Annotated in this window: 11 protein-coding genes; 2 read left to right on the forward strand and 9 right to left on the reverse strand. The window is 66.7% G+C overall.

The genetic code is table 11. The features are described from left to right. Window positions 1-162: 162 nt before the first annotated feature. Both ABIC76_RS17000 and ABIC76_RS17005 read left to right on the forward strand, forming a co-directional pair. Complete coding sequence (locus ABIC76_RS17000; RefSeq protein ID WP_102067553.1) at window positions 163-630, forward strand: (2Fe-2S)-binding protein; 468 nt, start codon at window positions 163-165, stop codon at window positions 628-630. Next, window positions 627-2,924 (forward strand): xanthine dehydrogenase family protein molybdopterin-binding subunit, encoded by a 2,298-nt coding sequence (locus ABIC76_RS17005; protein WP_354534644.1) that lies wholly within the window; start codon window positions 627-629, stop codon window positions 2,922-2,924. The genes ABIC76_RS17000 and ABIC76_RS17005 overlap by 4 nt, the downstream gene beginning before the upstream one ends. 72 nt (window positions 2,925-2,996) lie before the next feature. Here the strand turns inward: ABIC76_RS17005 and ABIC76_RS17010 are convergent, their stop codons facing one another. From ABIC76_RS17010 to ABIC76_RS17050, 9 genes are read right to left on the reverse strand one after another with little or no spacing between them, the layout of a single operon-like run. Then, window positions 2,997-3,587 (reverse strand): peroxidase-related enzyme, encoded by a 591-nt coding sequence (locus tag ABIC76_RS17010; RefSeq protein ID WP_027681125.1) that lies wholly within the window; start codon window positions 3,585-3,587, stop codon window positions 2,997-2,999. Continuing rightward, a complete protein-coding gene (locus ABIC76_RS17015; protein WP_354534645.1) occupies window positions 3,584-5,464 on the reverse strand; it encodes an acyl-CoA thioester hydrolase/BAAT C-terminal domain-containing protein in 1,881 nt (626 codons plus the stop codon). The genes ABIC76_RS17010 and ABIC76_RS17015 overlap by 4 nt, the downstream gene beginning before the upstream one ends. 5 nt (window positions 5,465-5,469) lie before the next feature. Beyond that, window positions 5,470-7,038: an ABC transporter substrate-binding protein gene (locus ABIC76_RS17020; RefSeq protein ID WP_102067556.1), complete on the reverse strand. Its 1,569-nt coding sequence runs from the start codon at window positions 7,036-7,038 to the stop codon at window positions 5,470-5,472. Window positions 7,039-7,087: 49 nt separating this feature from the next. Then, entirely contained in the window at window positions 7,088-8,089 is a 1,002-nt protein-coding gene (locus tag ABIC76_RS17025; RefSeq protein WP_354534646.1) for an ABC transporter ATP-binding protein, read from the reverse strand. Beyond that, a complete protein-coding gene (locus tag ABIC76_RS17030; protein WP_354534647.1) occupies window positions 8,086-9,090 on the reverse strand; it encodes an ABC transporter ATP-binding protein in 1,005 nt (334 codons plus the stop codon). Before ABIC76_RS17030 ends, ABIC76_RS17025 begins: the two co-directional genes overlap by 4 nt. Then, window positions 9,087-10,016, reverse strand: a complete 930-nt coding sequence (locus ABIC76_RS17035) for an ABC transporter permease (protein ID WP_354534648.1) — start codon at window positions 10,014-10,016, stop codon at window positions 9,087-9,089. Before ABIC76_RS17035 ends, ABIC76_RS17030 begins: the two co-directional genes overlap by 4 nt. After that, window positions 10,013-10,996, reverse strand: coding sequence for an ABC transporter permease (locus ABIC76_RS17040; protein WP_102067560.1), 984 nt, complete (start codon window positions 10,994-10,996; stop codon window positions 10,013-10,015). The genes ABIC76_RS17035 and ABIC76_RS17040 overlap by 4 nt, the downstream gene beginning before the upstream one ends. Further along, the gene (locus ABIC76_RS17045) at window positions 10,993-12,492 is read right to left on the reverse strand and encodes an NAD(P)-binding domain-containing protein (RefSeq protein ID WP_354534649.1); all 1,500 of its coding nucleotides are present in this window, start codon (window positions 12,490-12,492) and stop codon (window positions 10,993-10,995) included. Before ABIC76_RS17045 ends, ABIC76_RS17040 begins: the two co-directional genes overlap by 4 nt. After that, window positions 12,489-13,463, reverse strand: a complete 975-nt coding sequence (locus ABIC76_RS17050) for a LysR family transcriptional regulator (RefSeq protein ID WP_354534650.1) — start codon at window positions 13,461-13,463, stop codon at window positions 12,489-12,491. The genes ABIC76_RS17045 and ABIC76_RS17050 overlap by 4 nt, the downstream gene beginning before the upstream one ends. Window positions 13,464-13,580: the final 117 nt, after the last annotated feature.

Here is a 13,580-nt window from a genome sequence, read left to right on the forward strand (position 1 = left end):
ACACCGGGCGAGCTAGCCAACCCCTGCTGCCCTGGTCTGGACGAGGTTGTCGGTTCTCCGGCGCAGCAAGCAACCGAGGGTGACCACTATTGCCGCTCCCAGCCGTTTGAACGTACGCTTTGCCAGCATAAAAAATCACAAGGACTAGGAGACCACCGCCCCATGGATCTGGACGTCAACCACAAGCCGGTCAGCGTTGACTGCGACCCGGCCACGCCCCTGCTGTGGGTGCTGCGTGATCACCTGAACTTGACGGGTACGAAGTTCGGCTGCGGTGTGGCGGCGTGCGGCGCATGCACCGTACACGTTGACGGTGCAGCCGTGCGGTCCTGCGTGCTGCCGGTGGCCGCGGTGGCCGGCAAGCACATCACCACCATCGAAGGGTTGGCCGGCGGCGAAGGCAAGCGCCACGCGCTGCAGCAAGCCTGGGTCGATGAGCAGGTGCCCCAATGCGGTTACTGCCAATCCGGCATGCTGATGGCCGCGGCCGACTTGCTGGCCCAACATCCCGATCCCACCGATGCCGACATCGACGCGGCCATGACCAACATTTGCCGCTGCGGCACGTATCCGCGCATGCGCGCCGCCATCAAGCGCGCTGCCAAAGCGCTGCGGGAGGGCCGCGCATGAACGCGAAGGCAACGAAACCGCGCAGCGGACGCCGCCGTTTCCTGCTGGGTGCGCTTGGCATTGGCGGCGCACTCGTCGTCGGTTGGGGCGTGATGCCGCCGCGCAGCCGCGTGGGCGATCCGGGCATCTTCCCCGAGCACAACGGCGAGATTGCGCTGAACGGCTGGATCAAGATCACGCCCGAAGGCAACGTCGCGCTTGCCATGCCGCGTGTGGAGATGGGCCAGGGCATCCACACCGCGCTGTCGATGCTGGCGGCCGAAGAGCTGGACATTCCGCTCTCGCGCGTGAGCATCGAAAGCGCACCGGTGGAGCGCATCTACGGCAACGTCGTCGCCATGGGCGACAGTTCGCTGCCGCTGCATCCCGATAGCGCTGACAAGACATGGGCCCGTGCACTGCACTGGATCATGGCCAAGAGCGCGCGCGAGATCGGCCTCATCATCACCGGCGGCAGCAGCAGCACCGCCGACGGCTGGCAGCCCGTGCGCGAAGCCGCCGCAACGGCGCGCGCTGCGCTGGTGGAAGCGGCAGCGCGCGCATGGAACGTGTCGGCGGCCGACGTCAGCATCCGCGAAGGCCAGTTGATCGGCCCCGGCGGCAAGCAGTCCACGTTTGGCGAGATGGCCAAGTCGGCGCGTGGTATTTCTGCGCCGTCCAGCGTGACGTTCAAGCCGGCCTCGCAATTCCAGTTGATCGGCAAACCGGCGCCGCGCAACGACCTCGCCGCGAAGACGGATGGCAGCGCGCGCTTCTCCATCGACACGCGCCTGCCGGGCATGCTGTATGCCGCGGTCGTGATGTGCCCCGTGTTTGGCGGCAAGCTCAAGACGTTCCAGTCGAAAGCGGCGCTTGGCATGCCGGGCGTGCGTTACGTGGTGCCGTTCGAGGGCACGGGCGGTGGTGCGCCGGGCGTGGCCGTGGTGGCAGACCATTACTGGCAGGCCCGGCAGGCGCTGGCAACGCTCGAACCCGTGTGGGACAACGGCCCGCATGCCAAGCTCGATTCCGCAGGCATCCGGCAGCAGCTTGTCAGCGCGCTCGACAGCGACAAGGGCGGCTTCACGTATCGGTCGATGGGCGATGGCCTGAAAGCCTTCGACAAGGCCGATGGCGCCACCATCGTCGAGGCCGAATACAGCGCGCCCTATCTCGCGCACGCGACGATGGAGCCGATCAACTGCACCGCGCAGGTGACGGCAGACGGCGTGCATCTCTGGGCACCGACGCAGGTCGCCACGCTGGCGCAGCTGGTGGCAGCGCGCGCGGCCGGGGTGAGCGGCGACAAGGTCCATATCGACATCCCCCTCATCGGCGGCGGTTTCGGGCGACGGCTGGAATCGGACTTCGTCGGCCAGGCCGTGACCATCGCCACCAAGACCGAAGGCAAGCCCGTGCAGGTGATCTGGTCGCGGGAGGAAGACGTCCGCCACGACTTCTATCGTCCGCACGCCATCGCCCGGCTCAAGGCGCGTGTCGAGAACGGCAAGGTCACCGCGATTGCCTCGCGCAGCGCCGGACAATCGATTCTCGCGGGCGAGCTCGATCGACTGTTCGGTGCGCCTTCTGCGGGCATCGATCGCTACACCGCCGAAGGCCTGTTCGACCTGCCGTATGAAATCGAGCACGAGCACATCGCGCATCTGGCGGTCGATCTGCCGGTTCCCGTGGGCTTCTGGCGCAGCGTGGGACACTCGTACAACGGGTTCTTCATGGAGGGCTTTCTCAACGAGGTGGCGGCCCAGGCCAAGCTTGATCCGCTGGCGATGCGGCGCGACTTGCTGAAGGACCATCCGCGTGAGCTGAAGGTGCTGGACACAGCAGCGCAGGCGGCGGGTTGGGGACAGCCGCTGGCCCCGGCCGCTGACGGCGCACCGCGTGCGCGCGGCATTGCGCTGCATCCGAGCTTCGGCTCCGTGGTTGCGCAAGTGGTGGAGGTGTCGATGAAGGATGGCAAGCCGCGCGTGCATCGCGTTGTGTGCGCGGTCGATTGCGGCACGGTGGTCAACCCGGGCATCGTTGCGCAGCAGATGGAAAGCGCGGTCATCTTCGGCCTGACGGCGGCGCTCTATGGCCGGATCGACATCAAGGACGGTCAGGTCGTGCAGTCGAACTTTCCCGACTACCCCGCGCTCAAGATGGCCGAGACACCCGTCATCGAAACACACATCGTGCCGAGCACCGCGGAGCCCAGCGGCATGGGAGAGGTGGGCGTGCCGCCGATCGCGCCGGCCGTGGCGCACGCTGTGGCGCAGTTGACGGGTAAGCCGGTGCGGCAGCTGCCCATGGTGTGATGCCGCTGCGTTGAAACAGAAAAGCCGCAGGTGTGTGCCTGCGGCTTTTTCTTTGTGGCGACGCCGCCCGGCTCAGGCCGCGTCCGGAAACACCGGTTCGCCGAGGTTCAGCATCAGCCGGTTGGCCCACGCAAAGATGGCCACGGCATGGATCAGGTCGAGAATCTCCGCGTCGGTCAGGCCAGCGGCCTTGAGGGGCTGCAAGTCTTCGCCGCGTACATCGCCCGGGCGCATCGTCAGGTCGATCGAGAACAGCACGATGGCTCGCTCGCGCGCGTTCGTGCCGGCGATGTGTGGGTCTTCAAAGACCTGCTTGATCACGTCGTTGCGCTTGGCCAGCTGCTCGAAGCGCTGTGCGTGGACGGATGCGCAATACACGCAGCCGTTGACGCGCGACACCACCGCGCTGGCGAGTTCGCGTTCCGCACGCGACAGGCCGCCCGGCGCATACATGATCGCGTTGAACGCCGCCGACCGCTGACGCAGGATCTCGGGCTGGTGAACGAGAAACCGGTAGTAGTCCGACGTTTTCGCCTTCGGATGGCTTTCTTCCAGCACGGCGATCTGCTCGGGCGTGGCGCGGTCGAGGTCGACCACATCCAGCCACGCTTGCCATTCAAGCGATTCGTTGGTGAAGCCGTGGGCGCGGATGATCTCGGTCATGCTGCGGTCTCCGTGGAGGCGGTGGTGCTGCCGCTGCCGGCGGCTTCGCGGAGGGCGCGCAAGCCGGCGACGAGCCGCGTCTGATACGACAGGAAAGCGATGAGCTGCGCGAGCGTCACGACGTCGGCCGTGGCGAGGCCCGCGGCGGGCAAGCGCAACAGCGCATCGCGGTCGCCCTCGATGGGGCGTTCGACGAGCGTGCGCGTGAAGGCGAGGATGGCGCGCAGGCGGGCGTCGGTCAGCGTGTCGATATCGCCGTGGTCGACGGCTTGCAACGCATCTGCGTCGACCGGCGTATTCGCGAGGCGTGCGCGGTAGTGTTCGGCCAGTTCAGCCGCCGGTGTCAGGCGGCAGGCGTACAGCGCGACGAGCAGGCGTTCGCCCAACGTCAGCCCGGGCAGGCCTGCGTCGAACAATGCGTCGTAGCTGCCCTGCGTGGCCGTGGCGACCTTTTCGCGGGCATGGCGCAGCGCGTGCGTGGCGCTGCCGTCTTCCAGGCCGGCAACCTGGTCGACCACATCCTGTGCGGGCGTGAAATCCATCGATGAAAGACTCCGGGAATCGGGTACGGACGCGCCGCGCGCGGCCACCGCGCTGGCGAGGAAGCGAAGCACTGCTGACCACGACTGGGCGTCGGCGCGGGCATTGGCACGCGGCTCGCCGCCGCCGGTGCTGATGCGGCCCGACACCGGGTGCGCATAGACGAGCTGCGTGGTCGGCACGTACGGGAAGACGATGGCGTGACCCGCGTCTTCGTAATCGAAATGTTGGACGGGGTAGGGGTGGCGTACCTCGGCCAGTTTGGTGGTCACCATGCGCGAGTAGTCGCTCGAGGGCCACGAGCCGTCATCGGAGGCGGAGAGCAGCAGCACCGGTCCACGCGCGCGCTCGATGCGGATGCGCGCACGTGCCACGGCATCGGCATCCTGCAGCGCGGTGCGGATGGCGCGCTCGTGGCGATGCGGCGCGGGGCCTTCGTCGAACGGTGCCCAGGTCGCCGTGCGGTTGCCTTCCCACAGATGCGGCAGCGGCTGTCCGCGATACAGCCACGTCGGGCCTTCGCGGCCGACGGCAGGGTCCGCGGCGTTCTGTCCGCTGTGCACGACGGCGCCCGGCACGTAGCCAATGACCGCGGATACCGCCTCGGGGAATGTCGCGCCCAGCAGCAGTGCCAGTTCACCCCCGCGCGACTGGCCGCTCACGGCAACGAAGTCGTGCAGCGGCTCCACGCGTTTGCGCAGCCAGGCAAGCGCACGCTCGAAATATTCCAGCGGCGTATTCGAGATGTAGTCCGACAGCCCTGGTGCCTTGAAGTACGCCAGTGCAAACGCCGCATAGCCGTGCGAGGCATACAGCGCCGCGCGCGGCTCGTTGATGCCGCCGCCCGAGCCGTTGAGGATGAGCACCGCAGGGCGCGGCCCCGGGTGCGCATACGGATCGGGCAGATAAAGCGTGCCCACCAGACCATCGTCGCGCACATCGTGGCGCGTCACGCCCGGCGCGGCCAGCCGTTGCACGAAGCGCGCGTGGACCGACTCGCCGTTGGTCGTGGCCGTCAGCGTGGTGGTCAACGGCTCCGTGACTGGCTGTGGAAACACCTCGCGTGCCTTGCCGTCTTCCGGGCGCTGGCTCCAGACGATGCCCATCGCGCTGACGCCGGCGTAGTCGCCGGAGACGGGCGCGTCGCGCGTCAGGTCCACGGTGCCGTGCGCATCGGCAACGAATGCAGCGCGGCTGTGCCACAGCACGCCGTTGCCACGACGCGTTTGCGCGACGATGCCGACCTGGGCGCCGGGCGCGAGCCCCGTCACGACGATGCCGCGCGATACGTCGATCAGGTCATCCGCCGGCGTCACGCTGAGCGCGAACGTTCCCATGGCGCTTACTTGCCGTCCTTGGTGACCATTTGCGCCGCCGTGCGATCGCTTGTCATCGGCGTCACCTTCAGGCCTTTCTTGGCGGCCCACACGTTCTGGTAGTGATACAGCGGCATCACGCCAACATCATCCGATACCAGCTTGACCGAATGACGGAGGATGGCCGCGCGCTTTTCCACGTTGAATTCCTCGGTGGAGGCGTTCAGCGCGTTGTCGACAGCCGCGTTGCTGTAGTGGCCCCAGTTGGACGCGCCCAGGCCCTTCTTGGTGTCGACCGTGGCCAGCACGTTGACCAGCGCGTAGCTTGCTTCGCCCGTGCCGTTGCCCCAGGCCAGCATGCTCATCGCATATTCATTCTTGTTGGCGCGGCCCGAGTAGACCGACCAGGGCACCACTTCCACGCGCGCTTTCACGCCGATGCGCGTCCAGAACTGCGCCACCGCCTGCGCCGTTTCGGGGCCTTGCGGATAGCGGTCGTTCGGCACGTGCATCACGAGGTTGAAGCCCTGCGGAAAGCCCGCGTCGGCCAGCAGCTTCTTGGCCTGCGCCGGGTCGTAGGCAATGTCCTTCACGTCGGGGTTGTAGCCATACGTGTCCGACGGCATCCACTGGTTGGCGACGGTGGCGGCGCCTTGCAGGATGCGGTCGACGATGGCCTTGCGGTCGATGGCGAGCGACAGCGCGCGGCGCACGCGCACATCCAGCAGCGGATTGTTCGGCAGCGGCTTGCCGTCGTTGCCGGTGATGTAATCGTTCGGCCCCTTGCGGAAGCTCGGTTGCAGCAGCATCACGCGCAGGCCCGGATAGGCGAATACCTTCACGTTGGGCGACTGGCGCAGGCGCGCAAGGTCAGACACCGACACCTTGTCGATGACGTCCACCTCGCCTGAGAGCAGGTTGGCCGTGCGCGCAGCAGCATTGTTGATGTAGCGGTAGTTGACCTTCTCCCAGAGCTGCTTGCCGCCCCAGTAGTTGTCGTTGCGCGCCATCACCACGCGGTCGCCCGGCACATACGAGACGAACTTGTAGGGGCCCGTGCCCACCACGGCGCGGCCGGCGTTGTAGTCCTCAGTCGACGATTTTTCGCCCACATGCTTGCTGACGATGTGCACGGATGCGAGGTTCAGCGGCAGGTCCGGGTTCGGGATGTTCGTCTTGATGATCAGCGTCAGCGGGTCTTTGGCCGTGACCGACTCCACCGTGCGCAGATAGCCCGCGAACGTTGCCACGCTGCCCGGCACGCTGCGCGCGCGCTGGTACGAGAAGACGACGTCATCGGCCGTGAACGGCTGGCCGTCGTGCCATTTCACGTTCGGGCGCAGCTTGAATTCCCACGTCTTCGGATCCAGCGTCTTCCACGACAGCGCCAGGCCGGGCTGCAGCTTGTTCCACTTGTTTTCGACGAGCAGATCCCAGAAATGCACGTCGACGGAGCGGTCGCCGGCGTGGTTGTTCAACTGCGGGTCGAGCGACGACAGCGGATCGGCGAAGGCGATGTTCAGCGTCTGCGCGCTGACAGCGCCGGCAGCGGCAAACAGCGCGACAGCAAGCGACGAGGCTAGGAGGCGTTTCACGTGGGTTCCCTTTTCCTGTTTTTGGAATGGTTGGCTTATTGAATGTCGTTCAGGTCGCGTCGTTCAAATGACAGGCGCTGACGTGGTTGACCGCAATGCCGCGCAGCGTCGGCGTTTCGGTCTTGCAGCGGGGCATGGCGTGCGGACAGCGCGGGTGGAAATGGCAGCCGGTGGGCGGGTGCAGCGGGCTCGGCATCTCGCCTTGAATGGCGGTAAACGTCTTGTGCCGGGCCGACAGGCGCGGAATCTCCGCGAGCAGCGTCTGCGTGTAAGGATGGTTCGGGCGGCGGAAGACTTCCTCCGCCGGGGCCGATTCCACCACGCGGCCGAGGTACATGATCACCACGCGGTCGGAGAGGTGTTCCACCACACCCAGGTCGTGGCTGATGAACAGGTAGGTCAGGTTGAGCTGCTCGCGCAGGTCCATGAACAGGTTCAGGATCTGCGCCTGGATCGACACGTCCAGCGCGGCCACCGCTTCATCGCAGACGAGCATCGACGGCTGCACCGCCAGCGCACGCGCAATGCCGATGCGCTGTCGCTGGCCGCCGCTGAACTGATGCGGATAGCGGTCGCGCAGGGCGGGGTCGAGGCCCGCGCGCTGCATCTGCGCGGCCACGTAATCGGCAAAGTTGGCGCGGTCCGTCAGGCCGTGCACGCGCGCCGCTTCGCCGACGATCTCTTCCACGCGCAAGCGCGGGTTGAGGCTCGCATACGGGTCCTGGAAGATCATCTGGATCTTCAGGCGGGCCGCGCGGGTTTCTTCTGCGGAAAGCGTGTCGACAGCCTTGCCGTCCACGCGCACCTCGCCGGCCGAGGGCGGCATGAGGCCGGCAGCAATCCGGCCGAGCGTGGATTTGCCGCAACCCGATTCGCCAACAAGCCCGACGACTTCACCGGGCTGGATCGCGAGGTCGACGCCATCGACAGCACGAACGATCGCCGGCGGATGCGCCAGGCCAAAGCGCTGCAGAACGCGATCGGCCGCGCCGGCCTTGCGATCGCCAAAGCGCTTGCTGACCTGCTTGAGTTCGACGAGCGGCGTGCTCATGCGACCTCCTGCGAGGAAGCGTGCTGCGCGCCCGGATGGAAGCAACGCACGAGGCGGTCGGGTATGGGCTGCGTGATGTCGGGGCGTACGCCGCAGACCTCGGTGGCACGCGGGCAGCGTGCCGCAAACGCGCAGCCCGCGGGCAGCGACAGCAGGTTCGGTGTCATGCCGGGAATCTGGCGCAGCCGCTGGCCGCGACGGTTCTCGCTGGGCAGGCTGTCGATCAGGCCCATGGTGTAGGGGTGCAGCGGGGCATCGAGCACCGCATCAACCGGCCCGTGTTCGACGATGCGGCCGGCGTACATCACGGCCACCTCGTCGGCCAGGCCGGCCACGACAGACAGGTCATGCGTGATCCAGATCAGCGCCGTGCCGTGCATGCGCGCGAGCTTCTGCACTTCGGACAGGATCTGCGCCTGGATGGTCACGTCCAGCGCCGTGGTGGGTTCGTCGGCAATGATCAGGTCTGGCCGATGCAGCATCGCAATGGCAATCGCCACGCGCTGGCGCATGCCGCCCGAAAGCTGATGCGGATAGGCGCGCAGCCGTTCTTCGGGGCTTGGAATGCCCATCAGGCCGAGCGTGTCGCGCGCATGGTCCCACGCCTGCTTGTGGCTCATGCTGCTGTGCGCGCGCACGGCCTCGATCATCTGGGCATCGATGCGCAGCACGGGGTTGAGCGTCATCATCGGGTCCTGGAAGACCATGGCGATGCGGTTGCCCTGCAGCTTGCGCAATTCGCGCGGGGGCAACTTGGTGAGGTCGTGGCCCTGGTAGAGGATCTCTCCGCCGACGACACGGCCGGGCGGGTCCACCAGGCCCATGATCGAGAAGCCGGTGACGGACTTGCCTGAGCCGGATTCGCCCACCAGCCCGAGGATGCGCCCGCGCGCGAGCGAGAACGACACGTCGTCCACGGCCGGCAGCACGCCTTCGCGCGTGAAGAAATGCGTGCGGAGGTTGCGGACTTCGAGGGTGGTCGCGTTGGTGGACGCCGTCATCGTTGCGTCCTCGGGTTCAGCACTTCACGCAGGCGGTCGCCTACCAGGTTGATGGCCACCAGTGCCAGCAACAGCGCGATGCCCGGATAGAAACTGATCCAGTACTGGCCAGACAGCATGTATTGGTATCCGTTGGAAATCAGCAGGCCCAGAGATGGCTCGGTAATCGGCACGCCCAGGCCCAGGAACGACAGCGTTGCCTCCAGCGTGATCGCGCGCGCGACCTGCAGCGTGCCCACGACGATCAGCGGCGGCAGGCAGTTCGGCAGGATGTGCCTCAGCGCGATGCGCCAGCCGGGCAGGGCGAGCGAGCGGGCGGCTTCCACGTATTCGCGGCGACGCTCGACTAAGGCTTGGCCGCGCACCGTCCGCGCGTAATACGCCCACTCCAGCAGCACCAGCGTCAGCACGACGTTCGTGATGCTCTTGCCGAGATAGGCGAGGATCATCATCGCCACCAGCACCGACGGGAACGACAGCAGCAGGTCGACCGTGCGCATGATGATGCTGTCGACGCGGCCGCCGGCATACGCGGCAATCAGGCCGAGCAGCGTGCCGATCACGGCTGCCACGGCTGCCGAGCCGATCCCCACGCCCAGGCTGATGCGCAGGCCATAGAGGATGCCCGAGTACAGATCACGCCCCTGGCCATCGGTGCCGAGCCAGTACGTGAACGTCCCCAGGCCATTTGGCGAACCCGGCGGCAGGCGCGAGTCCAGCACGTCGAGCTGCATCAGGTCGTATGGATTCTGTGGCGTGATCCACGGTGCGGCCAGCGCGGCCAGCATCAGGATCACGACCACCACGAGCCCAAAGACGGCGGTCTTGGATGCCAGAAAATCGGACACCACGCGGCGCCACGGCGATTGCTTGCGCGGGGCGGCAACCGCGGCTGCGGTCGTGGATTGCGGAGTCGTATTCATCATGCAGCCTCCGCGCTGTCTGCCGCACGCACGCGGGGGTCCAGCAATCGATACAGGATGTCGACGATCAGGTTGAGCGACACGAACAGGCACACCACGACGATGAGGTAGGACACGATGACCGGCCGGTCGAGCGAGTTGATGCTATCGAGGATCAGCTTGCCCGCGCCGGGCCACGCGAAGATGCTTTCCGTCACGACCGCAAAGGCGATGGTCGAGCCCAGCTCCAGGCCCAGCACCGTCACCAGCGGGATCAGCGTGTTGCGCAGCACGTGCGCCAGCACCACGCGCAGCGGCGACAGGCCCTTGGCACGCGCGAACTTCACGAAGTCCTGCGGCAGCACCTCACGCACGCCCGCAGACGTCAGCCGCAGCACCAGCGAGAGCTTGAACAGCGACAGGTTGACCGCCGGCAGCACAAGGTGCCGCAGGCCATCGACGGTCAGCCACGACCATTCGATGCCGAACAGGCGCGCCGTTTCGCCGCGTCCGCTTGCGGGCAGCCAGCCGAGGCTCACGCTGAACGCCATGATCAGCATCAGGCCCACCCAGAACGTCGGCAATGAGAATCCCACCACGCTGCCCGTCATGAGCAGGCGCGACACCGGATGGCGCGGATACAGTCCCGCGAACAGTCCCAGCGGCACGCCGATCACCACCGCGATGATCAGCGCAGAGAACGCCAGCTCCAGTGTGGCCGGCAGGCGTTGGAGGATCAGCTGGATGGCCGGTTCGTTGTAGACGAAGCTCTTGCCGAGATTGCCGTGCAACGCGCCGTTCAGGAAGGCGAGGTACTGCTCCCACAGCGGCTTGTCCAGGCCCAGCTCGGCAATGATGCGGGCGCGGTCGATCTGGTCCACGTCCTGGCCGATCAGGATGTCCACCGGGTTGCCGATGGCGTGCAGGCCGATGAAGACGATCACCGTCATCACCAGCACGACCAGGAGTGCCTGGCCGATGCGTCGGATTAACCAACCTGTCATCGTGCAGCCTCCTGGCCCGAAGTGGCATTCGCCTCTGCACCGGGCGGCGGGGCGGGTGTCCATTCATCGCCGAAGATTTCTGGCTCGGCATACGCCTGGATGGCGGCGTAGTGCGCGTCGATGTCTTCCTGGTACAGCAAGCCGGCAATGCCCTGCGCCAGCCGCTTCGCACCTTCGCTGATGGCCGGGATGTCGCCCGAGACGCTGCCGTGCGTGACCGACGCCGGATAGCAGAAGCAATGCACGCGCGACAGGCCGGGCAGCGTGCCGGGCGTTTTCTCGCGAAATTCGAACGCGTGGCCAAGGTCGGGCGAATCGGCCAGTTCTGCATCTTCCTCGCCGGGGCGCGGTGTGTAGCGATCGCGCCATTGGCGAATGTGCGGTGCCAGTGCGCTGAACTCCGGGCGCGAGGCCCAGTCCGTGCGAAAACCCGTGGAGAAGATCAGGAAGTCCAACTGGAATACGCCTTTGGTGGTGGCCACGTGCAGCACACCGTCGTGCTCGTCGACGCCAAGAATGCCGCAACCCAGGTTGAAGCGCGCATTCGGATGCCGCGACACACGCAGCGTGCTGCCGCGCGGCGGGGGCACCTGCTCGACGTTGATGTAATGGCGGATGCGCCATTTCCACGCGTCGGGCAGATGCAGGTGGCCATGCACGAGGCCCGGGCTGCCGGCCCCTTTGCCCTTGTTCACGCGCGGCAGGTCGGGGCGGCGGATCAGCATGTCGACGCTGGCGGCGCCGGCTTCGAGCGCCGTCGCGGCCGAATCCATCGCGGATGCGCCTGCGCCGATCACGCCCACGCGCTTGCCGGCCAGCGTGCCGTAGTCCATCTCGTCAGACGAATGCGCCCACCAGCGGCGCGGTAGCCGATGTGCGAAGTCCGGCACGGATGGGCCGCCAAGCCCGTCACGGCCGGTGGCCAGCACCACGCGGCGCGCAAACACGCGCTGCGTCGGTTGGCCCAGCGCGTCGATCAGCAATTCAACGGCGCCATCCACGCGCGGGTGGATCGCCTTCACGTGGTGTTCGTTGCGCACGTCGAGCTGCAGCACGCGGCGGTACCAGCGCAGGTAGTCCATCCATTGCAGGCGCGGGATCTTGTCGAGCACCTCCCACGCATCGGTACCGAACTGCGCTTCAAACCATGCGCGGAACGTCAACGCCGGCAGGCCGAGCGCAGGGCCCGTAAGTTGCTTGGGCGAGCGCAGCGTTTCCATGCGCGCCGTCGTTGCCCACGGGCCTTCGAAGCCGGCGGGCGAGCGGTCGAATATCACCGCGCCGATGCCAAGATGCTTGAGCGATGCCGCCGCCGCCAGGCCCGCCATGCCGCCCCCGATGACGGCCACGTCCAGCACGGGTTGCCCTTCCAACGTGTGGGGCAGCGTCCAGTTTTTTGCGGGGAGTTCGAGCCAGGACAGGTCCTGGTGCAAACGGGCTTCCAGCGCTGCAAGCCCGGTGACTTGCAGCGCGTTGTCTTGTTGTGCAGCGGTCATGCGGACGCGCCTTCGGTTTCGTTGATGGGTTCGCCATACAGCACCTGCAGCATGCTGGCATGGCGTGCCGGGTCGTGCAGCTTGCAGTCCGGCAGCAGGCGCTGCGCTGCGTGCGCGAGCGCGTCGGTCAGCGAGGTCACCGCCGCCGAGGGTCGCTTGGCCTCGGGGGTGATCACACCAAAGAAGAAGGGGATGTCGGCGTCGATCGGGCGCACGGTCACGCCGTCGATCGGCACGCCGTAGGCCGTCACGGGCTCCAGCAACGCGACGCCCAGGCCCGCGCGCACGGCGGTCAGCGCGTTCAACGAGGCATTCGTCTCGATGAGGGAGGTCGGTTCCACGCCGGCCTTCGCCAGTGCCTGGTCCAGACGGCGGCGCAAGCGATACGGGTTGTGCATCGTGATGATGCGGTGCCCGGCACAATCGGCCAATGCCACGCGCTGGCCGGCAGCGAGCGGGTCGTCTGCCTGCACAGCGGCCACGCACGCCGCTTCGCCAATCCAATGTACCGTCACGCCGCGATGCTCCAGCGGCAGGCTGCTGAGGCCAAGGTCGGCCGCGCCGGTCAGCACGGCGTGCACGACCTGCTCGGGCGAGGCACTGCGAATCTGGACGTGTTGCGCGAGTTCCGGCTCGTCGGCCAAGGCGGCGGGCAACAAACCGGCCGCCAATGCCGACGTCGCTGCCAGGCGGAGTGGGCGCGCCTCGCCGCGCGCGATTTCTTCGGCACGCGTGCGGATCTGACGTAAGCTGATCAGCGTATGCTCAACGTCTTCGTACAGCAGGAAACCCTGCTCCGTGGGCGAGACGCGCGGCCCCGCGCGCGTGAACAGGGCGTAGCCGATTTCGGCTTCCAGATCCTGGATGAGCCGGCTGATGGCGGGCTGGGAGCGTCCCAGCAGCTTGCCTGCCGCAGTGACGCTGCCGGTCGACATGACCGCGGCAAACGCTTCGAGTTGTCGGAGTTCCATCCGCCTGATTGATCCCAGTCATGCATGTGGTTCATGCATTCTGGTAGAGGCAGTATGCGAATTCCAAATAGTATTTTCTTATGTACTCATGCGTTTTGCGCTGGCAACCGCTATTTC

The sequence above is a fragment of the Ralstonia sp. 1138 genome (assembly GCF_040544795.1).
GTDB classification, from domain to species: Bacteria; Pseudomonadota; Gammaproteobacteria; order Burkholderiales; family Burkholderiaceae; genus Ralstonia; species Ralstonia flatus.

What these genes read in the sequence shown, in the direction of transcription:
- ABIC76_RS17000 (WP_102067553.1), top strand. Translation starts at nt 163, where the DNA reads ATGGATCTGGACGTCAACCACAAGCCGGTCAGCGTTGACTGCGACCCG.
- ABIC76_RS17005 (WP_354534644.1), top strand. Translation starts at nt 627, where the DNA reads ATGAACGCGAAGGCAACGAAACCGCGCAGCGGACGCCGCCGTTTCCTG.
- ABIC76_RS17010 (WP_027681125.1), bottom strand. Translation starts at nt 3,587, where the DNA reads ATGACCGAGATCATCCGCGCCCACGGCTTCACCAACGAATCGCTTGAA.
- ABIC76_RS17015 (WP_354534645.1), bottom strand. Translation starts at nt 5,464, where the DNA reads ATGGGAACGTTCGCGCTCAGCGTGACGCCGGCGGATGACCTGATCGAC.
- ABIC76_RS17025 (WP_354534646.1), bottom strand. Translation starts at nt 8,089, where the DNA reads ATGAGCACGCCGCTCGTCGAACTCAAGCAGGTCAGCAAGCGCTTTGGC.
- ABIC76_RS17030 (WP_354534647.1), bottom strand. Translation starts at nt 9,090, where the DNA reads ATGACGGCGTCCACCAACGCGACCACCCTCGAAGTCCGCAACCTCCGC.
- ABIC76_RS17035 (WP_354534648.1), bottom strand. Translation starts at nt 10,016, where the DNA reads ATGATGAATACGACTCCGCAATCCACGACCGCAGCCGCGGTTGCCGCC.
- ABIC76_RS17040 (WP_102067560.1), bottom strand. Translation starts at nt 10,996, where the DNA reads ATGACAGGTTGGTTAATCCGACGCATCGGCCAGGCACTCCTGGTCGTG.
- ABIC76_RS17045 (WP_354534649.1), bottom strand. Translation starts at nt 12,492, where the DNA reads ATGACCGCTGCACAACAAGACAACGCGCTGCAAGTCACCGGGCTTGCA.
- ABIC76_RS17050 (WP_354534650.1), bottom strand. Translation starts at nt 13,463, where the DNA reads ATGGAACTCCGACAACTCGAAGCGTTTGCCGCGGTCATGTCGACCGGC.